22 protein-coding genes are annotated in these 23,815 nt (G+C 42.9%); 15 read left to right on the forward strand and 7 right to left on the reverse strand.

What is annotated here, in order from left to right:
- Window positions 1–3 precede the first annotated feature (3 nt).
- Window positions 4–2,538, reverse strand: coding sequence for a replicative DNA helicase (gene dnaB, locus H6F42_RS06220; RefSeq protein WP_190398493.1), 2,535 nt, complete (start codon window positions 2,536–2,538; stop codon window positions 4–6).
- A gap of 266 nt (window positions 2,539–2,804) precedes the next feature.
- Here dnaB and H6F42_RS06225 point away from each other — a divergent pair, with 266 nt between their 5' ends.
- The 3 genes from H6F42_RS06225 (at window position 2,805) to H6F42_RS06235 (ending at window position 6,544) form a co-directional block, all read left to right on the forward strand.
- Entirely contained in the window at window positions 2,805–4,373 is a 1,569-nt protein-coding gene (locus tag H6F42_RS06225; RefSeq protein ID WP_190398494.1) for a site-2 protease family protein, read from the forward strand.
- 425 nt (window positions 4,374–4,798) lie between these two features.
- Window positions 4,799–5,455 (forward strand): Npun_F0813 family protein, encoded by a 657-nt coding sequence (locus H6F42_RS06230; RefSeq protein WP_190398495.1) that lies wholly within the window; start codon window positions 4,799–4,801, stop codon window positions 5,453–5,455.
- 147 nt (window positions 5,456–5,602) lie between these two features.
- Entirely contained in the window at window positions 5,603–6,544 is a 942-nt protein-coding gene (locus H6F42_RS06235; RefSeq protein ID WP_190398496.1) for a hypothetical protein, read from the forward strand.
- 58 nt (window positions 6,545–6,602) lie between these two features.
- On the opposite strand, the gene H6F42_RS06240 is transcribed toward H6F42_RS06235, so the two are convergent.
- Complete coding sequence (locus H6F42_RS06240) at window positions 6,603–7,295, reverse strand: sugar transferase (RefSeq protein WP_190398497.1); 693 nt, start codon at window positions 7,293–7,295, stop codon at window positions 6,603–6,605.
- 41 nt (window positions 7,296–7,336) lie between these two features.
- Between H6F42_RS06240 and holA the strand changes: the two genes are divergently transcribed.
- The 3 genes from holA to infC all read left to right on the forward strand — a co-directional run bounded on the left by holA (window position 7,337) and on the right by infC (window position 10,282).
- A complete protein-coding gene (gene holA / locus H6F42_RS06245) occupies window positions 7,337–8,320 on the forward strand; it encodes a DNA polymerase III subunit delta (RefSeq protein ID WP_190398498.1) in 984 nt (327 codons plus the stop codon).
- A 111-nt stretch (window positions 8,321–8,431) separates the two neighbouring features.
- Window positions 8,432–9,562, forward strand: coding sequence for a 3-dehydroquinate synthase (gene aroB, locus H6F42_RS06250; RefSeq protein WP_190398499.1), 1,131 nt, complete (start codon window positions 8,432–8,434; stop codon window positions 9,560–9,562).
- 195 nt (window positions 9,563–9,757) lie between these two features.
- A complete protein-coding gene (infC, locus tag H6F42_RS06255) occupies window positions 9,758–10,282 on the forward strand; it encodes a translation initiation factor IF-3 (RefSeq protein ID WP_126385849.1) in 525 nt (174 codons plus the stop codon).
- Window positions 10,283–10,369: 87 nt separating this feature from the next.
- On the opposite strand, the gene H6F42_RS06260 is transcribed toward infC, so the two are convergent.
- Complete coding sequence (locus tag H6F42_RS06260) at window positions 10,370–11,209, reverse strand: hypothetical protein (RefSeq protein ID WP_190398500.1); 840 nt, start codon at window positions 11,207–11,209, stop codon at window positions 10,370–10,372.
- Window positions 11,210–11,533: 324 nt separating this feature from the next.
- Here H6F42_RS06260 and H6F42_RS06265 point away from each other — a divergent pair, with 324 nt between their 5' ends.
- The 5 genes from H6F42_RS06265 (at window position 11,534) to H6F42_RS06285 (ending at window position 14,546) form a co-directional block, all read left to right on the forward strand.
- Window positions 11,534–12,196 (forward strand): DUF2301 domain-containing membrane protein, encoded by a 663-nt coding sequence (locus tag H6F42_RS06265; RefSeq protein ID WP_190398501.1) that lies wholly within the window; start codon window positions 11,534–11,536, stop codon window positions 12,194–12,196.
- 12 nt (window positions 12,197–12,208) lie between these two features.
- Window positions 12,209–12,778, forward strand: coding sequence for a Uma2 family endonuclease (locus tag H6F42_RS06270; RefSeq protein WP_190398502.1), 570 nt, complete (start codon window positions 12,209–12,211; stop codon window positions 12,776–12,778).
- A complete protein-coding gene (locus H6F42_RS06275; protein WP_190398503.1) occupies window positions 12,779–13,474 on the forward strand; it encodes a class I SAM-dependent methyltransferase in 696 nt (231 codons plus the stop codon). It abuts the gene before it with no gap.
- Between the two features lie 78 nt (window positions 13,475–13,552).
- Entirely contained in the window at window positions 13,553–13,996 is a 444-nt protein-coding gene (locus H6F42_RS06280) for a DUF29 domain-containing protein (protein ID WP_190398504.1), read from the forward strand.
- 262 nt (window positions 13,997–14,258) lie between these two features.
- Entirely contained in the window at window positions 14,259–14,546 is a 288-nt protein-coding gene (locus tag H6F42_RS06285) for a DUF4090 family protein (RefSeq protein WP_190398505.1), read from the forward strand.
- A 69-nt stretch (window positions 14,547–14,615) separates the two neighbouring features.
- On the opposite strand, the gene H6F42_RS22060 is transcribed toward H6F42_RS06285, so the two are convergent.
- Window positions 14,616–14,741 carry a hypothetical protein gene (locus tag H6F42_RS22060; protein WP_277873818.1) on the reverse strand — a complete coding sequence of 42 codons (126 nt, stop codon included), beginning with the start codon at window positions 14,739–14,741 and terminating at the stop codon, window positions 14,616–14,618.
- A gap of 7 nt (window positions 14,742–14,748) precedes the next feature.
- Between H6F42_RS22060 and H6F42_RS06290 the strand changes: the two genes are divergently transcribed.
- The 3 genes from H6F42_RS06290 (at window position 14,749) to H6F42_RS06300 (ending at window position 16,537) form a co-directional block, all read left to right on the forward strand.
- Window positions 14,749–15,273, forward strand: a complete 525-nt coding sequence (locus tag H6F42_RS06290) for a L,D-transpeptidase (RefSeq protein WP_242018346.1) — start codon at window positions 14,749–14,751, stop codon at window positions 15,271–15,273.
- 138 nt (window positions 15,274–15,411) lie between these two features.
- The gene (locus H6F42_RS06295; protein WP_190398506.1) at window positions 15,412–15,603 is read left to right on the forward strand and encodes a photosystem I reaction center subunit IV; all 192 of its coding nucleotides are present in this window, start codon (window positions 15,412–15,414) and stop codon (window positions 15,601–15,603) included.
- Between the two features lie 64 nt (window positions 15,604–15,667).
- The gene (locus H6F42_RS06300; protein ID WP_190398507.1) at window positions 15,668–16,537 is read left to right on the forward strand and encodes a DNA-formamidopyrimidine glycosylase; all 870 of its coding nucleotides are present in this window, start codon (window positions 15,668–15,670) and stop codon (window positions 16,535–16,537) included.
- A 158-nt stretch (window positions 16,538–16,695) separates the two neighbouring features.
- On the opposite strand, the gene H6F42_RS06305 is transcribed toward H6F42_RS06300, so the two are convergent.
- Window positions 16,696–17,253 (reverse strand): Uma2 family endonuclease, encoded by a 558-nt coding sequence (locus H6F42_RS06305; protein ID WP_190398508.1) that lies wholly within the window; start codon window positions 17,251–17,253, stop codon window positions 16,696–16,698.
- Window positions 17,254–17,834: 581 nt separating this feature from the next.
- Between H6F42_RS06305 and H6F42_RS06310 the strand changes: the two genes are divergently transcribed.
- Window positions 17,835–19,823, forward strand: a complete 1,989-nt coding sequence (locus tag H6F42_RS06310) for an FAD-dependent oxidoreductase (RefSeq protein WP_190398509.1) — start codon at window positions 17,835–17,837, stop codon at window positions 19,821–19,823.
- 113 nt (window positions 19,824–19,936) lie between these two features.
- On the opposite strand, the gene H6F42_RS06315 is transcribed toward H6F42_RS06310, so the two are convergent.
- Both H6F42_RS06315 and uvrA read right to left on the reverse strand, forming a co-directional pair.
- Complete coding sequence (locus H6F42_RS06315) at window positions 19,937–20,296, reverse strand: DUF3082 domain-containing protein (RefSeq protein ID WP_242018347.1); 360 nt, start codon at window positions 20,294–20,296, stop codon at window positions 19,937–19,939.
- A 321-nt stretch (window positions 20,297–20,617) separates the two neighbouring features.
- Entirely contained in the window at window positions 20,618–23,506 is a 2,889-nt protein-coding gene (gene uvrA, locus H6F42_RS06320; RefSeq protein WP_190398510.1) for an excinuclease ABC subunit UvrA, read from the reverse strand.
- Window positions 23,507–23,815 lie beyond the last annotated feature (309 nt).

Raw genomic sequence — 23,815 nt, forward strand, 5'->3', positions numbered from 1 at the left:
ATTCTAACTACGACTCGAAGCCATATTCTCAAATTTGGTTAAGCGTGGTTCAAATAGTAATTTGACCGTACCGACTGGTCCGTTACGATGTTTGGCAATGATAATTTCTGCAACTCCGCGATCGGGAGTTTCGGGGTTGTAATATTCATCACGATATAAATTGATAACTAAATCCGCATCCTGTTCGATGCTTCCACTTTCTCTTAGATCTGATAGCATCGGACGCTTATTAGTCCTTGCTTCCACCCCCCGACTTAATTGAGATAGCGCGATCACAGGCACATTCAATTCACGGGCTAGAGCTTTCAGCGATCGCGTAATTCTCGAAATTTCCTGTACGCGATTATCGGAACCAGAACCTTCCATTAATTGCAAATAATCAATTAGAATTAAGCCTAGTTCTCCACCCTTTTCTGATTGTAAGCGTCGCGCTTTAGAGCGAAGTTCCGTAATAGGTGGATTGGGCGTATCATCAATAAATAGAGGTAATTCTGAAAGTCCACTAATTGCCATTGCCACAGTTCCCCATTCGTTTTCACTGATTTGTCCAGTACGAAGGCGATTGCTGTCAATACCCATATCACTAGAGCGGACTTTAGACTGACTGGCTAAGAGTCGATAAACTAATTGTTCCTTAGACATTTCCAAACTAAAGATCGCTACAGGTAATCTATGGATTTCTGCCATTTTGCGAGCTAGTTCTAGCCCAAAAGCCGTATTGTGGACACAGATGTCATTAGCAACAAAATTGTGGGTGTCAGGAATGGTCAGATCATAAACCTGCTTCTCACCGACAAACTCGATCGCAGTGATTTTGTCCCAATAAACATCGCTAGTAGCAAGATTTTGTAAAGATAGGCAATCAACGGCTGTAGCTAGTTTTAATAATCTTTCTCTAGTGGGAGCGCGTTTGCCCACATGGATATTTGAGCTATTAATACCTGCTGTTTGGGATAACGCATCTTCTTTTCCAAAAACACCAACTTCATCAATTAGAGTTTGTAAGGACAAAGCATCAGTAATATCAATTTGCCAACAGTAACGAATTTCTTGTTTATATTTAACTGACTTGTGTTTAAGTTTAGAAACTATACCGAATCTTAATAACAAATGTTGGACTTGACGGGCTAATTTTTCGCTGACAGTGGCATAACCCGCTTGGACTTGTCCACTCGTTAAGGTAGAAATCCATCCATCCGTGGCAAATAAACGATTTAAGAACAAAGCAACTAAAGATTTTTCTAAACGAAAAACAAAATCTGGAATCATTTTGTGATGAGAATCTTTACCCCAAATCCCTAACTCTCTTAACCAAGTAATTAGAGGATTACCTGAGCCTCTTTCTTTTGCTCTAGTATGCAGTGTTGCTGCGCGATCGCCATGAGTATCAATTGTCACCTTTAAACTAGGAGAAAACTGCCCGACAGCAGCAATAAAATCGTCTTGAAGTTTAGGATTGATATTCGTAAATCTAGGACTGCTCTGCGTTAAACAGCCATCTCCTAATAGATAAGCTAAAAGTTTAATTTCACAGAGAGAGGATATTTCCTTTCCAAAAACTGCCACCTGACGCGGAAGAGCGATTTTATCGCCTACGCATAACTTACCGAGCGGTTGCCAACCCGTAATTGTTAGAAATGGATGAGTTATAGTAGTTTCAATTTGTCTTCCTAAAGCTGTTGTAACCCGAAATACGGGCTTAATACCATCGTCAATAAAGGCTGTCGGTTGCGTCAAATTAAAACGCCAATTTTCTCGTAAGGTTAAAAGATTAGGTGTGATTTGATTTTGTTGATATTGCTGATAGATGGCTTCGATGGTGCGAATACTGCCATCGGCTAAAACTAATTCACTATCAAAAGCCAAGCACTTTCCCATTGAAGGGCGACCTGCGAGGACAATTAAATCCGATCGCTGTAAGCCGTTAGTCATCGCATCAAAATCATAAAAACCCGTAATTAAACCTGTGGCGGTAGAATTGCCAGTGCCAAGGGAGTTAAAACGATTTTCTAATTCATAAAAGGTCTTGGTGAGAATATCCGCCGCAGGGGTCAGCCCTTGTTGGGCGCGAGATTGCGTAACTGCAAAAATCTTTTGTTCGGATTGATCGAGAAGTTGAGTGAGTTCGATTTCATTGCTGTAACTAATTTCAACTACGCCTCGCGCTGCTTCTGCTAATTTACGTCGGGCATACTTATCCGCCACCAGTTGGGCGTAAAAATCGATATTGACGGCACTCACAGTGCGATCGCAAAGCTGGGCAATTTTTGATTGACCACCAATTTTTTCGAGCATATCGCGATCGCTAAGCCATGTGGTCAGACTCATCATGTCCGTGGGATTGGACTGATTGTGGAGCATTAGGCAAGCGCGAAAAATCTCCTGATGGGCGGCGACATAAAACATTTCTGGACGCAAAGTATCTAGAACTCGCGATACTGCCTCTGGATCGATCAAAATCCCCCCCAAGACTGCCTCCTCAGCCTCTATATTCTGAGGGGGAAGGCGATCGCTGATAGATTCAAATTCTTTGCTCATATACTTGCTTGAATGTCTGGCTTGAATGTCTGGGAATGCTGATAAAGATTTTTTAAAGAAAATTTACCAAAAGTATCTAGAAATATAGAAGCTGGCTACGAGTGCATCCCCCATTCTATAGCAATGCTCAAATCAAACCTCAAAAGCTAACGAAGACGCTTTGCTTCTTCGTTAGCTTTTGGGATTTGAGAGAGGACGAATCCTAGGGTCGCACTCTCTCAAATCATTTAGGATTGCTATAGTGCTTGTAGTCATGAGTAATTGATATGGGATTTGAGGAAATATTTGTTTTTTTTGTGGTTGGCTGTGCAGCCATCTATCATCAGCGATCGCCAAGGCTCTCTCCAGATTTATCAAGCGATCGCCTACGCACGATATTTTTGTGGACTTTGGCTGTTGCCATTCCTTGTATAGCGATCGCAGGGATCACTATTTATAAAGTCAATTTCTCGTTAACTTTTGTGATGATGGGCTTGGTGATAGGTCTATGGATTTATAGCAATTGGCAAAATCCCACGCCAGCCGATGCCCAAATAAATGAGCAATTCTCTAACCAAATATCCTGTATCCTCAATCCCACAGAAGAACAACAACTCAAAGACTGCTTTCCTCAAAATATTTATCAATTAAAGTCCCTAGAGTGTCACCCTCACGAAATATATTGTCGGGGCAAACTGCGATCGCAAAACTATAAATATGCCTACGAAACCATTAGCCAAAATATCCAAAAAACCTTTGACGATCGCTTTGTTTGTACATTGCAAGAAAGCCCTATTGAAAATTTAGGTACAGGTTTTGGCAAGCTCTCCAATCTTCAAACTGATCAACCTACTACCACTAACTATTGTTTTTATTTGATCCCCATAACCCCTTTTACTTCCTCCCCGATCCGCCCCCATCATTTTATAGGGATAGCTTCTGTAGTTTTAACGGCTTTCACGGTCATGGTCGCAGGTGCAAATATCCATCGTCTTGAAGACATCCGCTTATTTAACCTAATTCAAGGACTTCCCTATTTTTTAGGAATCGCTAGTATTTTTTTAGGACGAGCGATCGCCCAAAATTACATCGCCAAAAAATATGGTTTACCAATTGAAAACCTTAATCGCCCCATATTTTTACCCTGCTTTGGTGGTTTTGGATTAATTGGCAGCCTCAGCCCCAAACTAAATTTTCTACCTCGGCAAAACTCTACTTCCAGTCAAAATCTTTCTCAGCAAAGACGCATCCTATTTGACTTTGTCTCGTTACCCGCGATCGCAGGTTTAACTATCTCGCTGATTTTAATAATTTTAGGAAATTGGTTTTTAATTCCCGCAACTCCTTCGGCGATCGCTGATCCCTTGCTTGCTCAGTCAGGACTAGGGCAAAATCTAATGCCAAATCTTCAGAGCTTTAATTTTAGATTTTCAATTTTAGCGACCTTAATTCACAATATTTTACAAACTATTACGAACCTCGGTAGAACCGTAACTAGTAATGAAATTCATAGTTTTTCGCCCTTGGCGTTAGCGGGTTGGTCAGGCTTCGCTCTTAGTGCCTTACAGCTACTGCCCTTTTCTTTTCTCGATGGCGGCTATCTGGCGATCGCGATGTTTGGATATCGTCAAACTATTCAAGTGGCCCGTATAGCAAGGCTGGTCATTTTAGCGATCGCCATACTAGCGCAACCTTGGCTACGAATTTATATCCTCCTATTATTCCTCTTGCCCATGCCCCAACCCCTTATCTTAAACGAAACGATCGAGCTTGACAAAAAACGAGATCTGGTTGGTATTGCCCTGATGGCGATCGGGTTACTAATCATCTTGCCTCTACCTAAATCACTGCTATAAAGATTGAGGTGAAACTAAATATAAAACCCCAAAAACTGTGGCGTTCGCTCAGCGTGCGCCACAGTTTTTGGGTCTGGGTTTTTAATTATGCTCAGCTACTTACTTATTCACCACCCAAATTATTGAGAAATGCTAGGGTTAGCAGACAATTCTGGATGATTGAGAGTCCACAACAAATCTATAGCAAAGCAAGAATTAGCCAGCACAAACCAAAACCCAAAAAGCGAGTGGCGGCGCGAAGCGCCGCCACTCGCTTTTTGGGTTTTATGTCCTAAGCAAAACTTAAATTGCTATAAAATCGTGATAATTTCTAAATAATTTAAAATTCAACGTGTGAATGTAACTTTGGGATTATTATTAACCTTGGCATTAGGTAGCTACGATTTGTTGCTACTGGTAACATCAGTTAAGTCAACAGTAGAGACATGTTCATCCTGAAGCGCCAAGACGTTGAGATCGTCAACGTCCAAAACCCACAAAATAAAGATCAACAAATACCGATTTTGCAGTATCAGGGGCAAACATTTCGGTTACTCAACATGTTTGGCGATAATCGAGATGAAGCTTTAGCGCTTTGGCGTGACTTAACTGATAACAAAGGCAAAGCTTGCGTATTGTTGGAAGAGCCTCAACGTTTTAGCGTTTGGGGTAGAGTCAAACTTGACCAACTGTCCACAGCACCTACAGAAAGTTCTTCTGCGGGTACACATCTTGTCCAAGGATGCCTACTCATATTGCAAGCTGTGTACATTGAAATTGAAGATCTCCTTGGTCCTAGGCAAGCTGGCTCTTTTAAGCAAGACTTGCTCAAGTTTATGCAAAAAAGTCAATTTGCTCAAAGTGAATCCCTCGGCGCTTTGGATGGAGTCTTATCAATTAACCCACTCAATAGTATGCAAATTCCCAACTGGGATGAAAGCAAATTACAAATTCTTTTACGTGAACTGCATCGACTTGCCTCTTCCTATTTTGGGAATACCAGCTTTGTCGATGCTGCACTTGATGCCCTAAATGATTTACCAGAATCAGGATCAGTTACTGCTTGGCTGAAAAAAGTCCCTTCAGGTAAACTCTGGCAGTAATCATTTAATTATTTGTCCTAAATTCTAAATTTATATTCTGGGTTTATATTCTGGAATTTATTTTTAGGTTCTTAGCTAAATAAAACGCTATATCTTATTTTTTAGTTTTAATAGTGCATTTCTTATGGTTGTAGCCAAGGTTCAATAATGAGTAGAGCCAAATCTTCTTCCCCATCAGGGATTTCCACACAATCTATTATTTGGGCAGCGATCGGATGGGCAACCTTAGCCTTAATGTTCTATCTTTTCCTTAGCGCCCCCACTGATGGACCTCATATCATCAAGCCTGAAGAATGCAATAAGGCGGTGAAAGACTTTGTCGCTCGCCCCAACTGGTATCGCTATGGAACCTATATTTTTCAGACGGTAGCGATCGCCTTCTCAGGAATCCTATGCTTGCGTAACTGGCGTAGCTCAAAAATTATTAGTGGACGCAATGTCTGGCTAGGCTTAGGGATCGGCATTATTTCTTGGGGTATAGGAAACTTGATATTTGGATATCTAGATTTCCAATATCAAAGCGGGCTAATCACTGGTGGAGCTAAAGGAGCCAAAGATCTTGTCAATACCTTCCCATCGATCGCCGATATTTTCTTTACGGCAACCTATGTATTTTTGTCGTGGGGGATGGCGATGTCTGTCATCGGCAAGCGGCTAAATCTTTATCCTAAGCAGTGGGGAATTGTTGGAGCGGTAGGCTTAGGCGGCATTATTCTGGCAGCCTATGTCACCTTTGGCGCAGGTGGTGGTTTTACCCTAGACACAGGCAAAATCCTCAACATTGTTTATGCTTTAGGGGATATTTGGTTGCTAATCGTTGCCACGATTCTATTACTTGCCTTTTGGGGCGGAAAGGCGGCTCAGTCTTGGCGGTTGCTTGGTAGTGCGGGTATTTCGATGTTTATTAGTGACCTGTGGTTTAACTACAGCATTAACATCGGTGTAAATAAAATTTGTGAAGGTAAGCAATATCAAAGTGGTGAGCCTGCGGAGTTCTTCTGGATTCTTGCCTTTATTCTTTGGGGTATGGCCGCAGCCTTAGAGTTTGATTTATCTTCGCGCCCCTCAACGAGAGGTCGTCGCAGCTAAAAGAAAAAAGCCTCGCAAAGCGAGGCTTTTTTCTTTTAGCTGCTTGCCCGTTCAAGAATTAGTAAGCGCCATTGCCCTTGGGAAAAATAACTACCAAAATAGTTCTTAAAATCAGTTTTATATCTAGTGCCAAACTCATACGGCGAACGTAACTAGCATCAATTTGGATGCGCTTAGAATAGGGGATATCATTTCTTCCCGACACTTGCCAAAGCCCTGCGATGCCCGGACGGACGCTCAGTACCTTGTCGATCGCTGACCCATATTTGCTTAGCTCAGCACGCACTAAAGGTCGAGGACCAACCACACTCATATCCCCAACCAGCACATTCCAAAATTGGGGAAGTTCATCTAAACTCGTCATTCGCAAAATTTTACCAATCTTGGTAATGCGGGGATCATGTTTGAGTTTAAAAGATGCCTCATACTCGGCGCGACTGATGGGACAGGAGTTGAGATATTCCTCAAGAACTTGATCAGCTCCGTTAATCATTGTCCTGAATTTAATGCAGCTAAACTCTTGACCATGCAAACCAATGCGGGGATGAATATATAAAACAGAACCACGAGAACTAATGAAAACTAAAATTGCTATCAATAAATACAGCGGCGAAAAAACAGTTAAAACAATCGATGCAAATGCAATATCAAAGCTTCTTTTTCCCCACGTTGCATAATGATCTGTACGATTTACAGTTGCTCTCCTTGCAATAAGGCTAGTCTGACTATTTTCTTTGCTTCTAGTAATCATCAAATCTCTACACCACACCACATAGTTGAACTAATCATACAATGCCTGTCTACTTTTATTGGGGCGATGACGACTACCAAATTGCTCAAGCCGTCAAAAAGTTAATTGAGACAAATGTCGATCCCCTGTGGCGTGATTTTAACTATGTGAAAATCAATGCAACGGGAGATCTTGAAGTAATGGATGGTCTCAACCAAGCTGTAACTTCTCCCTTTGGGATGGGTAATCGTTTAACTTGGTTGGCTGATACGGCGATCGCTCAACGATGTTCAGAGCCATTACTAGCAGAGCTAGAGAGAACTTTTAATTGTTTACCTCCTAATTCCTACATCTTGTTTACTGCATCTAATAAACCAGACGGCAGAGCCAAATCTACCAAGTTATTACAGAAGCATTCCCAGATATTGGAGTTTTCTTTAATACCTCCTTGGAAAACTGATGCGATCGCCCAAATTGTAAAACAGTCAGCCGCAGAGATTGGGTTGAATTTATCTACAGATGGAATTGATTTATTAGTTGATGCAATTGGTAATGATACTCGCCGTTTAAATATGGAACTGCAAAAATTGCAACTATCTCACTATGGAAATAAGAAACCTTTGACGGCAAAGGAAATTTCTCCTCTTGTCCAAGCTTCGGCTCATAATAGTTTGCAATTAGCCAGCGCAATTCGTTCAGCAAATGTCAGTCAAGCCCTTTCTCTGGTGTCTGAGTTATTAAGAAACAATGAGGTGGGCTTACGCATTTGTGCAACTTTAGTGGGACAGTTTCGCACATGGCTCTGGATTAAGCTCATGCAAGAATCAGGGGAACGCGATGATAAGGCGATCGCCGAGGCTGCCGAAGTTGGTAATCCTAAGCGAGTTTATTTTTTAAAGCAAGAGGTGCAGGGTTTAAATAGTCAAAAGTTAATGCGATCGCTCAGTATTTTGTTAGGGCTAGAAGCCGATCTCAAACATGGCAAAGATGAAACCGCAACCTTACAAACTGCGATCATTGAGTTATGTCAAGCAATGGCAAAATAGCTGTAGCGTAAAACCCAATAGAGAGTTGTGGCACAAAGCGCCACAACTCTCTATTGGGTTTTGACAGCATAATCGCTGCTACCATGAGAACTAGATCATTTACTTAGAAATATGTCCGAAACTTCCGCAACGGTAACCGTTGCCCTCAATAGTGATAATCAACCCAATCGCAGTTATGACATAGCGATCGCCTCCCATAGCCTCAAGGACTTAGGCTCTAAATTAGTCGAAATCGGCTTAGGCAAAAAAAGCAAAAAAGCATTAATCGTCTCCAATCCTGTCATTTACAAGCATTACGGCGATACTGTCCAGACCTCCCTGAGTAATGCAGGTTTTGATGTTGCCCATTTGATCCTCCCCGCAGGCGAACGCTTTAAAACTGCCAATTCCCTACAAAAAATCTATGATGATGCTCTGGAGCATCGCTTAGAACGCTCATCGGTAATTATTGCCCTCGGTGGCGGCGTAATTGGCGATATGTCTGGCTATGCCGCCGCAACTTGGCTACGGGGCATTGATCTAGTGCAAGTACCGACAACATTACTGGCGATGGTGGACTCGGCGATCGGCGGTAAAACGGGGATCAACCACCCACAGGGAAAAAATCTCATTGGTGCTTTCTATCAGCCCCGTCTAGTTTGGATTGATCCCGCAGTTCTCAAGACGCTCCCAGCCCGTGAGTTTCGCTCGGCAATGGCGGAGGTAATTAAGTACGGCGTAATATGGGATCGCGAATTATTTGATTTATTAGCAAAGTGCGATCGCCTCGATCAATTGCGCTATATTTCCGATGAGCTTTTGCAAACCATTCTGTATCGTTGTGCTAAAGCCAAAGCCGAAGTGGTCTCTAAGGATGAGAAAGAAGGAAATCTGCGCGCCATTCTTAACTATGGTCACACCGTAGGTCATTCGATCGAATCAGTCACCAACTATCGCATCTATAATCATGGTGAGGCAGTTGGCTTAGGCATGATCATTGCTGGGGCGATCGCTGTAGATCTAGGGCTATGGTCTGCCGAAGAGCAAGCTCAACAGATTTCCCTAATTACCAAAACTCGTTTACCCCAAACTCTGCCAACGGATATCGATCAAGATGCCATCGTCGAGTCTCTCTCTACTGATAAAAAAGTAGAAGCGGGAAAAGTCAGATTCATTTTGCCTACAGCGATCGGCAATGTGACCTTAAGCGATCGGGTCACAGGCGATCTCGTTAAACAAAATTTACGTCAACTTTTAGCGTAATCACTTGACACAATTAAGGCTAGTTCGTACTATACTTAAACGTTTATGTCAAGAAAAAATATTGCTAAGCTTAAACATTTCAGAGACTAAGGTTAAATCTAACTTTAATTTTTAAGTTTTGGTTTAGTTAAGCTATACATTTGTAAACCATTAGTAATCCACCCATACCCAAAGAGTCTAGACAACAGAGATTTCATGACTAAAAAGCCAATTAAAGACCTCCCCCAAATCAACGAACGCATCAGATATCCCAAAATTCGAGTAATTGATATGGAGGGGGAGCAACTCGGCATCCTGACCCCAAAAGAAGCCTTGAAGATGGCTGAAGAAAAAGAGCTAGACCTAGTTTTGGTCAGCGACAAAGCCGATCCTCCTGTTTGTCGGATCATGGATTATGGCAAATTTAAGTTTGAGCAAGAAAAGAAGGCAAGGGAAGCTCGGAAAAAGCAACATACTTCTGATGTCAAAGAAGTAAAGATGCGCTACAAGATCGAAGAGCATGATTACAAAGTAAGAATTAATCATGCGGAACGCTTCTTGAAAGAAGGTGACAAGGTAAAAGCGACTGTGATGTTTCGTGGTCGAGAAATTCAACACGTTGACCTTGCGGAAGTTCTACTTAACCGCATGGCAAGCGATCTGGAAGCGGTGGCTGAGATTCAGCAATATCCCAAACGAGAAGGTCGTAACATCACCATGTTAATGGCTCCCAAGAAATAAAAAACAAAAAATAAAAAGAGGTCGTTTTGCGACCTCTTTTTATTAGTAAAGAGTTGGTGAGCAAAGCTCACCAACTCTTTATTGTGTTTACCTGGCTGGAGTTAGAGGTGGAATTGTCAAACTCGGTGTAGATGGGGGAGTTGGAGTGGTTGCTGATTGGGGATTATTGGTTTCGGCAACGACACTAGCGCCTACGGGTCTTAATATTTCCACACCATTTTGCTGTAACACTACGATTGGTGGCTCCGCATTTGTATCAATGCGTTTGACCAATACTTTTCCATTAGAAATTAGCTGCCCAGCCTTTACATAGCGCGCGGATGGCTCCTCAGCAGCACTAATAATTGCATAGACAGTGCCTGATAGCTCAATCGTACCTGTAACCTTTGCGCCTTCAGCCAGCTTTGTATCAGGTGGTACAACAATTGCTTTGATATTGGAAGTCCTAACCACGATCGCAGGTCTTAGGTTAGGTTGCACTTTGGGCTTAGCCAAAAGAGTTTCCAATTTGGGAACTGGATTAATAATTGTGCTGGTAAAAGGATCGCGAGACTGTTTAGAATCAGCGCCAATTTTTTTCTCTAATTCTTGTACCCTAGCTTGCTTATCAGTTGTGGCTATAAGTTCCTGTGTTTTTTGTCCAGCTACAAAGGGAGTCTTAAAGCCTTCCTGTACAGGAGTTGCCGCCGCCTTAGGTGCTGTATTAGTGGTGGTTCCTTCAGCAATAGTGGGCAGTGGTTTGCCTTCTTCTGCCAACTTTCTCATTGCTTCGCAGTCAGTACCTGGAGCAAATTTACCTGTCTTAGTAACACCCTGTCTGATTTCGCGTGGTGTGCTGATCGTACATTCGGTTGGTGTACCCTCACCACAAGCACTAAGGATGGTAGTAATGCTAAGAATCACGCCAGCTAGGTAATAGATACGCATAAAAAGTTCCTCTGCTGCCTACTAGATTTTCGGTACAGCGTCATCCGAATTTTGTCGATTTTGACTGCAAGATAGTAAAGCATTATGGTAATTTTGGCAATCATTAACAAGAGATAACATTAACTGTCACCAAGTATTTAGGGAGGCAAGTGGCGGCGCATCGCGCCGCCACTTGCCTCCCTAATATCAATTCACGAAAATGTGACCACACTTTTGGGAATTAAAAAAACCATCCTGCAAGGATTTTAAAAGCACAAAATGGCGGAGACATTTTGTGCTTTGGTATAATACAAACGGCGACAGCTATACTTTTAGGGATAGCCATTGACGGAAAAATTTGTGGAAATTAAATCTGAAGTTTATCAAGGTCAGTTTGGTGAGTTTACGATTACTGAGGACGATCGCTTTAGCGTCATCATCTATCGCAGTGCTTTGGCGATCGCTGCCTTATGTTTTAGCCTTGGCACATTTTTAGTGCTTTCGCAGCCGAATAATCCTGAAGTCTTAAATTGGGTGACTTGGCTATATTGGGGATTTGTGATCGGTTTAGGTGTTGCCCTTTGGACAATTCATATTTATCTGGAATTATTGCATCGGGTTTTGCAGATCTTTTGGGGCATTGGGGCGATCGCTTCGGTAATTATTTCTTTCTATTTTCCAGAACCTTTGGCGATCGCCCTTTATGATCACCCCATCGCTTTAATTGGTGTGGGTTTTATGTTTGCCGCGTTGACGGGGATTTTCTTTAAAGAGACTTTTTGTTTTAGTCGGTTTGAAACTAAGTTTTTAGTACCTTTAGTTCCTGTGCTAATTCTTGGGCATTTAGTGAATTTTTTAACTGTGGCGATCGAGCAGGTTTTCTTAGGCACTTGGGCAGTTTTGATGATGATTTTTGCAATTCGGAAATTAAGCCAAGAAATCCCTTCAGACATTGGCGATAAGTCAGTATTTGCCTATCTCAAAGCCCAAAAACAAAAAGCTGCGTAAATCATCAAAATTATGATTGCTACTCCTGTTAAGACTTATACCCCTGAAGAATATTTAGAGTTAGAGACTACATCGAAGACTCGTAACGAGTATCGCAACGGAGAAATCATTCCCATGACTGGTGGCACACCCACACATAACGAAATTATTGGTGCTTTGACGGTAATTTTAAGGCTGGCGCTCAAAGGTAAATCTTTACAAGTATTTGTCACCGATCAGCGCCTATGGATTCCTGAACGTCAAATCCATACTTATCCTGATGTGATGGTTGTGCCGCGTCCGATTCTGTTGCAAGAAGGGCGCAAGGATACAGTTACGCAACCAGTTTTTATTGCTGAAGTATTATCTAATTCCACCAAAAATTATGATCGCAGTGAAAAGTTTGCTGATTACCGCACAATTCCAAGCTTTCAGGAATATTTATTAATTGATCAGGCTAAACCTCATGTAGAGCGCTACATTAAGCAATCAGAACATCAATGGTTGTTTATCGAGTATGACAATTTAGAAGATCGGTTTATGCTGTCATCGATTGATGTTGAAGTTAGCTTGGCAGATTTATACGAAAATATTGAGTTTTAAATGAATAAAGCTTTTACTTCTCAAAATGATGAATGGACAGAGGCGATCGCCCCCGTCCAAAAGCGATACGATCGCGAATATCGCAATGAGGCGTTTGATTTACCTGCCGAGGTGGAATCAATGCCTTTATTTAGAGAATGGGTAAGCCATACACTGTCGAGCAAAATTGCTTCACCTTTTTGGGAATTAGCTCAATTTCAAAAAAATCAAAGATGTTTGGATATTGGTTGTGGGGTTAGCTTTTTAATTTATCCTTGGCGCGATTGGGACGTAGTTTTTTATGGTCAAGAGGTGAGTTTTGTGGCGAAGGAAGCCCTAAATTCAAGGGGTTCGCAGCTTAACTCCAAATTATTTAAAGGGGTGCAGCATGGAGCCGCGCACCAGTTAAATTATGAAAATGCGATCTTCGATCGCGTTATTGCTACAGGGTTTAGTTGCTATTACCCTCTGAAATATTGGAAATTAGTATTGCAAGAAGCAAAGCGAGTATTAAAGCCCAATGGGGTTTTGATTTTTGATGCGATCGCCCCTGATTTAGAATTAGCAGAAAATTGGGCGATTTTAGAAACCTATTTAGGGGCTGAGGTATTTCTTACACCGCTTAATGAAATTACGGAGTTAGTGCAGTCCACAGGTGGCAAGATTACGGCGAAAAAAGATGGCTTGTTATTTTCGATGTATCGCGTCCAGTGGTAGTAAGGATTGAGGCGATCCTTTAGGGGCTGCCAATGCACAATGTAATTTAGACTATTGAATCTATATAATGAGATTTATATGAATAATGCAAAATCCTTATATGAAACCGACTTTAATCTTTGGTTGACGGAAACTGTAAATTCATTAAGAACAGGCGCGATCGCCAACTTAGACTTGGAAAATCTTGCCGAAGAAATTGAGGATATGGGAAACAGCCGCAAAGATGCTCTAGAAAGTAATTTAATTAGGGTTTTGCAACATTTACTCAAATGGAAATATCAACCGCAAAAACGTACCAATAGTTGGAAAGCCTCAATTACTGAGCATTCTCTGCGATTAAATAAAGCTATAAAAAAAAGTCCTAGTCTTAAGCCTTATTTTGAATCCGTCTTTGCTGAGTGTTACCAAGATGCCAGATTAATTACTGCTCAGGAAACGGGATTAGAACTTTCTGTTTTTCCAGATATTTGTCCCTTCGCACTAGCAGATATTTTAAATCCTCATTATCTACCTGAAGATTAATTAAAATAAATGCAAAGTTCTGTTACTGCAATTTCTATGATTGGGAGTTATAGACAAGGGGCTTAAGCCCCTTGTCTATAAAGCTATAGTCACCTTTGGACACCAAAACCAATAAGCGAGTGGCGGCGCTTCGCGCCGCCACTCGCTTATTGGTTTTCATACAGCTATAGATGGTTTTAGTGGTACAAAATTGCTCGGTGCAGTCAATAATTAAGCAAGTAATAAACAAATTAAACCAAGTAACTTTAGGCGCATAAAATTTATGTCTGATAATTCTTCAACGACGGGTGCTGATGCGATTGATGTGGCGATCGCACAGGGACTTGATTTTGATGGCACACCCATCGACCCCAAAAAGCTTGATTTATACAGTAGTGTTATGGCTCTAGAAGCTGGTCGTCAACGCAGTGGCGTAACTAATACCATGCGATCGCGCATTGTCCGTATTGGCGCAAAGCACATTCCTCAAGATGAGCTTAATCAAAAATTATTAGAGGCAGGTTTTGCCCCACTTAAGGATAAAGATGTTGCTTACTATTACAACAAGTAATGTACGTCCTTCTCTTCCTAGAAAGTGATGCGGCGCGAAGCGCCGCATCACTTTCTAGGGTTTTAGGAATTAGATACCGTCATAGGCTTGCTGCATGGAAATAATTAATGGTTCGGGGCTTTGCCCCGAACCATTAATTATTTCTACATGATTTGGCGTAGATAACTTAGGTTTGGGCATAATTGAGGTAGGCAAATTTTCAATGAATATGTTTAAGTACTGTCCCGCTAAACTAAGAGCTTCCGCACTTTTGCTATTTCTGTCCCTCTTTTTGATAGGAGTTAGTGATAGCCTTACGACAGATATGGCGATCGCCCAAACCTCTCGGCGTAGTAATAGTGCGCGCGATCGCGATATCGAATTACTCAGGCGATCGGGGCAACGCTGGATTGAAATTCGTCTTAGAAGTCAAAGACTTTTAGCATGGCAAGGTAATCAGTTAGTTTATGCAGTCGTAGTCTCTACGGGCAAAAGTGCTACACCAACGCCCAAAGGTATTTTTAAAATTCAGACTAAATACCCTACCGCCAGAATGCAGGGTGAAGACTACAACGTCCCAGATGTCCCAAATGTGATGTACTACAGTGGCAACTATGCAATTCATGGCGCTTATTGGCATAGAAGCTTTGGTATTCCGATCAGTCATGGCTGTACTAACGTTGCCCCAGACCACGCTGCATGGCTCTATCGTTGGGCTTCGGTGGGAACTACGGTGGTGGTGCGCTAGGGCTAAGCATCCCCTTTTGCTAAATAAAACTTAACGACTTAGAAATAGACAGAGACGATCGCCTCACAGTAACCTAGAGACGATATCTGTAATCATTTTATTTTTCAAATTACAGTCTTTAGGAATAAGGATAAAACTATGGCAGTTGCACGTGGTTCCAAGGTTCGCATTTTGCGTAAAGAGTCCTACTGGTATCGTGAAGTCGGTACTGTAGCTTCTGTTGATAAAAGCGGCATCATTTATCCAGTGATCGTTCGCTTTGACAGCGTAAATTACTCTAATGTCGCAACTAATAACTTTGCGATCGATGAAGTCGAAGAAGTCGCTTAGATTCTTCTAACCTAAAAAAGCTACAATCTTTGCATAGCAAAGATTGTAGCTTTTTTATTGAATAATGCCTGAATTACCAGAAGTTGAGACGGTTCGGATTGGTTTAAATGAAAATACGTTAGGTTGGCAAATTGAAGGTGGTGAAATATTGCTACCCCGTGCGATCGCCTATCCTGAAAATTCCCAAGCTTTTTTAGATTCGCTAATTGGGGCAGAGTTTATCGAATGGCAGCGACGGGGAAAATATTTAATTGCTAAGTTATCTCAAGGCAATCAATTAGGAGTGCATTTACGAATGACGGGGAGTTTGCTCTGGTGCGATCGCGATGAAACTTTGGGCAAGCATACACGAGTACGACTTTTTTTAAAGGAAAAGGTCAAGGGGAAAAAGGAAAAAGGTTTAGGTCAAAGAGAATTGCGTTTTGATGATCAGCGTACCTTTGGCAAAATGTGGTGGGTTCCCTCTGGACAACCGACAGAATCAGTGATTACGGGACTACAAAAACTAGGCTTAGAGCCTTTTGATGCGGCTTTTACTCCCGAACATTTAGCGACCCAATTAAGCCGTAGTGGTCGCCCTATTAAGACTGTCCTGCTCGATCAAGAAACTGTGGCAGGTATTGGCAATATTTATGCTGATGAGTCATTATTTTTAGGGAAAATCCATCCCCAAAAAGCGGCGAATTCTCTTAACTCAGAACAGGTAAAAGCTTTACATCAAGGAATTATTAAATCCCTGAGTGATGGAATTGCGAAAGGTGGCACAACGTTTAGCTCGTTTCAAAATGTCGCAGGGCTGAAGGGAAATTACATTGATACGGCTTGGGTATTTCGACGGACAGGTCAGCCTTGTAATGTATGTGGTACTAGTATTTCCAAAATTAAGCTCGGTGGGCGATCGACGCATTTTTGTGCTCAATGCCAAATTTTATAGCTGTTGCCATTCTTGTTAAGACACAAACCCAGAAAACGAGTTGCGGCGCGAAGCGCCGCAACTCGTTTTCTGGGTTTTGGGTTGTCCTGAGACAAGTGACTAAAGCTATTTAAAGCGATCGCCTCTTACCAAAATCAATAAGCTAAAGACTTAGCCAGCTAAAGACTTAGCCAGCTAAAGACTTGCTCAACCGTTAGTTCCAAATCAATTCCTGTAAGAACTGGTAAGCGATCGCTATAGGTAAATTCTTTAACGCGGCGATCGCTATCCACTACCAAAATACTTTCATCCTCGGCATCAAGTAACCAACCTAGCTCAGAGCCATGTTCCGCACAATGTAAGAGTTTCCCTAAAACTTGTTTATACTTTTGATCTGGAGATAGAATTTCAATTGCCCAATCAGGATAGATTTCAAAACGGTTAGCGATGCGTCCCGACGGCAAACGCGGGATTCTTTCCCAACGAAATATAGCTATCTCTGGGACGATCGCTAACCCACCAAAAACACAGCGCAACTCTGGAAAGGCTTTGGCAATTTTCTGTGGTTTCGCGATTTGATTAATAGTTTCGCAAAGATCAATCTGAAGTTGACTATGTTCACCTTGGGGCATAGTTTTTTGAGTGATTTGTCCATTAATAAATTCAGAGGCAGGTTTAGTTTCTGGCAATTGCAAAAACTCATCTATAGTTATGGGTCTAATTGCTGTCACAGTCATAGCCTTATGCCCTAAAAAACTTCCTTGATATTAACAGCGATTCCCTATCTCATTTGTATAAACAGCGATCGTGATTATTTAATCCCTACAGTCGCTATTTCATAAGCCTAATTCCGATGGGCGATCGCTAGAACAAATACTTGTCCTATCCCTTATAGCCCTTTGCAATAACTCTTTTAAGTAGCTAGGCAAAATTAAAGATAAAACCCCAAAAGCTGTGGCACACGCGCAGTGTGCGCCACAGCTTTTAGGTCTGGGTTTTTAATTATGCCCAGCTACTTACAAATTATTTAAGATTGAAATAAACCGATCTTTGTATCGCAAAGGACTTGACAAGCCTCTGTATTTATCTATCCATTTAAAAGCCCATAAATTAAGTACTTAAACTATGGATGTAATAGAGAAAAATTGATGCGATCGCCTAAGTATTTAACTGGAATTGAACTTAGATTTGTCAGCCAATTTACTTACACTAAAATATGTCTACTCATAGACAATATAAGCTAATCTTAAGGTTGTGTGATGTGAGCATAATTGCTTGTCCATAAAGCAAGTAAATATTTAATGAGTGATAGCGAGTTATGAGCGGTCAAACAGAGAAACCAGAAGATACAAACGATCGCAGCGATCAAAACATAGAAAATCAACCAAAACAAGCATTTAAGCCTAAAGTGCGGTTTATTTTTTTAATGCTGTTTATGGGTGTAGTCCTAAGCGGTGCGGCGGCAAGGACTTGGCAGATCATCGGCAACCAAAAGCCACCTGTAGAACCGATCGCCCAAACTCCTGATGCATCGATTCCTCCTTATGATCGCAATGGATTCCCAAATCTCAATCCACCAGCCCCAGCCGATGCGGAAGTATGGGAATGTGATGTGGCGATCGTTGGCGGATCTCTAGGGGGAGTCGCCGCTGCCTATCACTCAATGAAAACGGGAGCAACAACTTGCCTTATCGAACTTACACCGATGCTCGGCGGACAGGTGAGTTCGCAGGGAGTAAGTGCGATCGATGAATCCTTACTTATGCGCTATCGCCAACAATTTCCGCTTAGTTGGACGCATTTCAAAAATATTATCGCCAGCCAGCCAGCCTTACCTGATAAATATTCCTATCTCAAGCCGGGAGCTGTGGTAGCGGATACGAATAGTTGCTGGGTAGGCAATCTTTGCTTCACTCCCTATTCAGGAGAACTCGCTTCCGAAGAGTTTTTGCGCGAGTCGCAACGATCATCTCCTAAAAGTCGATGGGAAACTCAAATCGCCTTTAAGGGCGCAACTTTTAATGAGAAAGGCGATCGCATTACCGCCATTCATGCAGTAAGAAGGATTCCCCGCGATCCTAACTATCTCTCTCAAGGTCGTTTGTCTCGCGAACTCAAAAGCTGGTTTAACTGGAATCCTGACGAAACCTTTGATAAAAAAGCTATTCGCTTACAGCCTCCCGCAGGTAAGCAAATGATCGTGATTGACTCCACCGACACCGCCGAATTGATTGCTTGGGCAAATATTCCCCATCGACTCGGTTCGGAAGGATTTAGCACTACAGGTGAAGTTCATGCGGTCGCCGACAATCCCGAATGTACCCAAGCCTTTACCTTTCCCTTTGTCCTCAAAATTGCCGATGACGAAGGGCGATCGCTCAAGGAATTACGCAAAGTGCAGCCCGGATTTTCCCGTGAAGAGCATCGCAAAGACTACGACTTAGGTAGATTTCCGATGTTTGAAGGCAATAGCGTATTTAACTATCGCCGCATTGTCAGCATGAAGCGCGATGACCCCTTTAAGGCAACTCCTGCCAAGGGCGACATGACCGTCATTAACTGGAATCGTGGCAATGATTGGGGAATTATGAATCCGCCGCTGATTTTGACTGATCAACAAATTCGCGATTCAGGTCAACAGCAAAACTGGTTAGGAGGCTTAAATACGAAAGCGCTTAAAGATGGTGAAAATCATGCCCTTCTATTTGCAGAATGGTTGATGGATAAATACGCTTCAACAGAGTTTCCGATTCGGATGATGTCAGGTCCTGACAGCCCCATGCCAACTCAATCAGGATTAAGTATGTATCCCTATATTCGCGAAGGTCGGCGGATTTTAGGGCGTTCTGCCTATGGTCAGCCAGTGTTTTTCATGCGTGAGCAGGACATTCGCAATGATATGGAAGGTGGACGTAGTTTTAATGCGACTTCCATTGGCTTAACCCACTATGCGATCGATATGCATGGCTGTCGCTATCGCAATTGGGAACCATCCAAGGCTCCAAGCTCAGCGCCCGCCAATGAAGACAAAGTCCGTCCAATTATTCTGCCCTTTGAAAGCTTGATTCCACAGCGTATTGATAATTTGCTGATGGGTGGTAAAGCGATGGCAGTTAGTCACATCGTAAATGGAGCAACCCGTATTCATGTGGGCGAATGGTCAGCAGGGGCTGCCGCAGGTGCATCGGCAGCATGGATTTTGGCGCAGGACGATCCTAGCTTAACGCCGCAAGCGATTCTTGATCGCGGCAAGATCAAGGACTTGCAAGCCCATTTGCGATCGCAGGGTCTTCTAATAGATTGGTAATACCAATTTACAAAAGTGTGCCAACACTTTTGTAAATTAAAACCCCCAAGATAAATGGCGGCGCTTTGCGCCGCCATTTATCTTGGGGGTGGTAAGCGCAAAGTTCTGCCGATCTATTGAGCTTTGCTGAAAACACTTGTAAATACTTGCTTAATCGTGAGTAATACTAATCCCACGGCGATTACAGCAAAAATCATCGTGGCTCCCGTACCGATAGATAGTAGTAAAGTACGGACAAGGGTTGATAAACGATTTGCCAACGTATTTGTTGTTTGCAAAGGCGCAGTTGCGAGCTTATGCGCCACCATGTTCGTAAAAGCGTAAAGCCCAGTGGCAAGAGTAGCGGCGATCGCTGCGCCCGTTAAATTTTTAAAGGGAGATGGAGGCGTATCTGTGGGTGTGGGGAGATTGGCTTCTTCAGGCATATTCTTTGAAAGATAAAGCTTTTGGCTGTAGATGTATGACAATGCCATACATCTACAGGGCTAAAAAACATATAGAGGCGCATTGCGCCTCTATAATATTGCTGTTTTTGCTTCCTTACGACCTGCGATCGCAAAAAATTTATTTAAACAGCTAAAAATCTTAATATCATTGACCACAAAATGGTTTAAGATATCCGCACTCAACACAAAAATGCTAGTCCCACTGGAAACGGTGGGATTTCTTTTATCATTGCATAAATGTCTGTGCGATGCGACAAAAATTTGTATGCATAAAAACAAGGAAGTAGCAGTTCTACTTCCTTAAACCCCAAAAAATAAGGGCGGCGCGAAGCGCCGTCCTTATTTTTGTTAAGTATGGCGCGGATATTCGGCTAAAACTTGCTTGAGATATTTGCCAGTGTAGGATTTCTTAACTTTGGCTACCTGTTCGGGTGTGCCTTCTGCAACCACTTCACCACCGCGATCGCCGCCTTCTGGCCCCAAATCAATAATCCAATCAGCACAGCGAATCACATCAAGATTATGCTCAATCGTGATGATGCTATTACCCTTATCCACGAGGCGCTGCATTACATCTAGCAATTTATGCACATCGTAAAAGCTTAAACCTGTGGTCGGCTCATCGATTAAATATAGGGTTTTGCCTGTGGCTCGTCGTGCTAATTCCGTGGCAAGTTTCACCCGTTGGGCTTCACCGCCTGAGAGGGTGGGAGCAGACTGACCGAGCCGCACATAGCCTAAGCCCACATCCACCAGCATTCCCAATTTAGTATGGGCAGAGGGAATATTCTCGAAGAAGTGCATCGCTTCTTCGATGGTCATATCGAGGACATCGGCGATCGTTTTTTCTTTGTACTTAACTTGTAACGTCTCGCGGTTATATCTTGCACCTTTACAGACATCGCACTGCACATAGACATCGGGCAGAAAATTCATAGAAATGATATTTACGCCCTGACCCGAACAAGCTTCGCAACGTCCGCCTTTGACATTAAAGGAAAATTGTCCTGCTTTGTAGCCGCGAGTTTTCGCCGCCGTTGTCAGCGCGAAGGTTTCACGGATCACATCGAATAGCCCCGTATAGGTGGCAGGATTGGATCGGGGCGTGCGTCCGATGGGAGATTGATCGATAACAATAAATTTATCAAGGTGCTTTAGTCCTTTGACTTCCTCCATACCCTTAGGAGCTGGCACTTTGCGCGAAAAATTATGTTCGAGGGCATGGTGCAGCAGGTCATTAATTAAAGTGGATTTACCTGAGCCTGATACGCCTGTGATACAGACCAATTCGCCAAGCGGAATCTTGACATTAATATTTTTAAGATTATTCAAATAAGCATTGCAAATTTCTAAATGCTTGCCATTGCCTTCGCGCCGTTCCGCAGGTGTATAAATTTGTTTTTGTTTGGAGAGATACGCACCTGTGAGAGAGTCGGGATGGGTCTCGATATCCTTAACGCTACCCTGTGCGACAACTCGCCCACCATGCACGCCTGCTCCTGGCCCAATATCGACGAGATAATCAGCAGCCCGAATGGTTTCTTCGTCATGCTCGACTACGATTAAGGTATTACCGAGATCTCGCAGTTTGGTTAATGTGGCGAGTAAGCGAGAATTATCCCTTTGATGCAGCCCAATACTCGGTTCATCCAATACATAGAGAACGCCTGTTAATCCTGAACCGATCTGAGTAGCAAGGCGAATCCGTTGGGCTTCGCCACCAGAGAGCGACATAGTGGAACGATCAAGGGTTAGGTAATCTAAACCGACATCTAATAAAAATTGCAATCTGGCTTCGATTTCTTGCAATACCCGATCGCCGATTTGTCTTGTGCGGGAATCGAGATCAAGATTTTTGAGACGATCTAAACAAGTGCCAAGGGGAGCCGATACAAACTCAATAATATTAAAGCCGCCAATGCGAACGGCGAGAGATTCGGGCTTGAGGCGCGTACCTTCACAGGTGGCGCAGGGTTGCTCGATCAGATAATTCTCTAGCTTTTGGCGTTGCGATTCGCCCGCCTCTTTATATTGCTGTTCGAGAATGGCGATCGCCCCTTCATAGCGTTTGTAGTAGCCCTCAGCGCGATCGCGATAAAAGGAATCAGGCTTAATTAAAATCTTTTCCGTGGTGCCGTAGAGAATAATGTCAATCTGAGCTTGAGAGAGCTTTTCCCAAGGGGTATTAATTTCAAAACCTGCATATTCACCGACACTAGATAGGAGCGAGATGTAATAGGTATGGGTTTTATCCGCCCAAGGTGCGATCGCGGCATATACGGGCAGAGAGGGATCGGGAACAATCAATTCAGGATTAAAGGTTTTAATACTTCCCAATCCATGACAAGTAGGACAAGCGCCATAGGGAGAATTGAAGGAGAACATACGGGGTGATAGTTCTTCCATTACCGCGCCATGTTCAGGACAGGCAAAGTTTTCTGAGAAAGTTAGAATATTGTTTTCTTGCTTAGATTTCTTGCTCCCCTCGCCCTCTGGGAGAGGGGCTGGGGGTGAGGGCAAAATCTCCACCATCGCAATCCCTTCCGCACGTTTTAAACATGTGGCGAGAGAATCTGTTAGACGTTCTTGAATATCATCCTTGCGAACTAAGCGATCAACGACAATTTCAATATCATGGAGTTTATTTTTATCCAGTTCGATATTGTCGCTCAGTTCCCGTACTTCGCCATCAATGCGAACTCTGCCAAAACCTTCGGAAGCAAGACTGGCTAATAATTTTTTATGGGTTCCCTTTTTGCCCCGAATCACGGGCGCGAGTAATTGGAAGCGCGTGCGATCGCCTAATTCCATAATCGAATCAACCATGTGATCGATGGTTTGGGGTGCAATGTTGCGATCGCAGATCGGGCAGTGGGGCGAACCTGCGCGACCAAATAATAATCGCAAATAATCATAAATCTCGGTGACCGTGCCGACCGTTGAGCGTGGATTATGGGAAGTAGATTTCTGATCAATGGAAATCGCGGGACTTAAACCCTCGATGTAGTCCACATCAGGCTTATCGACTTGTCCTAAAAACTGCCGCGCATAGGCACTGAGCGATTCCACATAGCGGCGTTGACCTTCGGCAAAAATCGTGTCAAAGGCGAGGGATGATTTGCCAGAGCCAGATACACCTGTAAACACGATCAGGCGATCGCGGGGAATCGTCAGGTCAACATTTTTGAGGTTGTGCTGTCTCGCACCTCTAACATGGATGTGGGTATGGTCTGGCATTAGAGCGCTACTTTAAATTGCGATGGTTGCTTGAGCTGGCGTAAAGATTTGTTACCAGTCTAAGCGATCGCTGAGAGATTTAGCAGATTAAAGAAATCGGATTTTTAATGGTGCAGCGAAGCCGCACCATCAAAAATCTAAATTGTAAAACGCAGATAAGCCAAGCAATACTGGGTTTTCGTACTGGGTAAGCAAATCTTCAAGAAAGACAGCGCTTCGCGCTGTCTTTCTTGAAGATTTGCTTTTTCCTAACAGGTTGTTAGGTGTTAGGTATTTGGAAAACTCAAAAATTCCTAACAGCCTGCAAGG

This window comes from Pseudanabaena sp. FACHB-1998, from assembly GCF_014696355.1.
Taxonomy (GTDB): domain Bacteria; phylum Cyanobacteriota; class Cyanobacteriia; order Pseudanabaenales; family Pseudanabaenaceae; genus Pseudanabaena.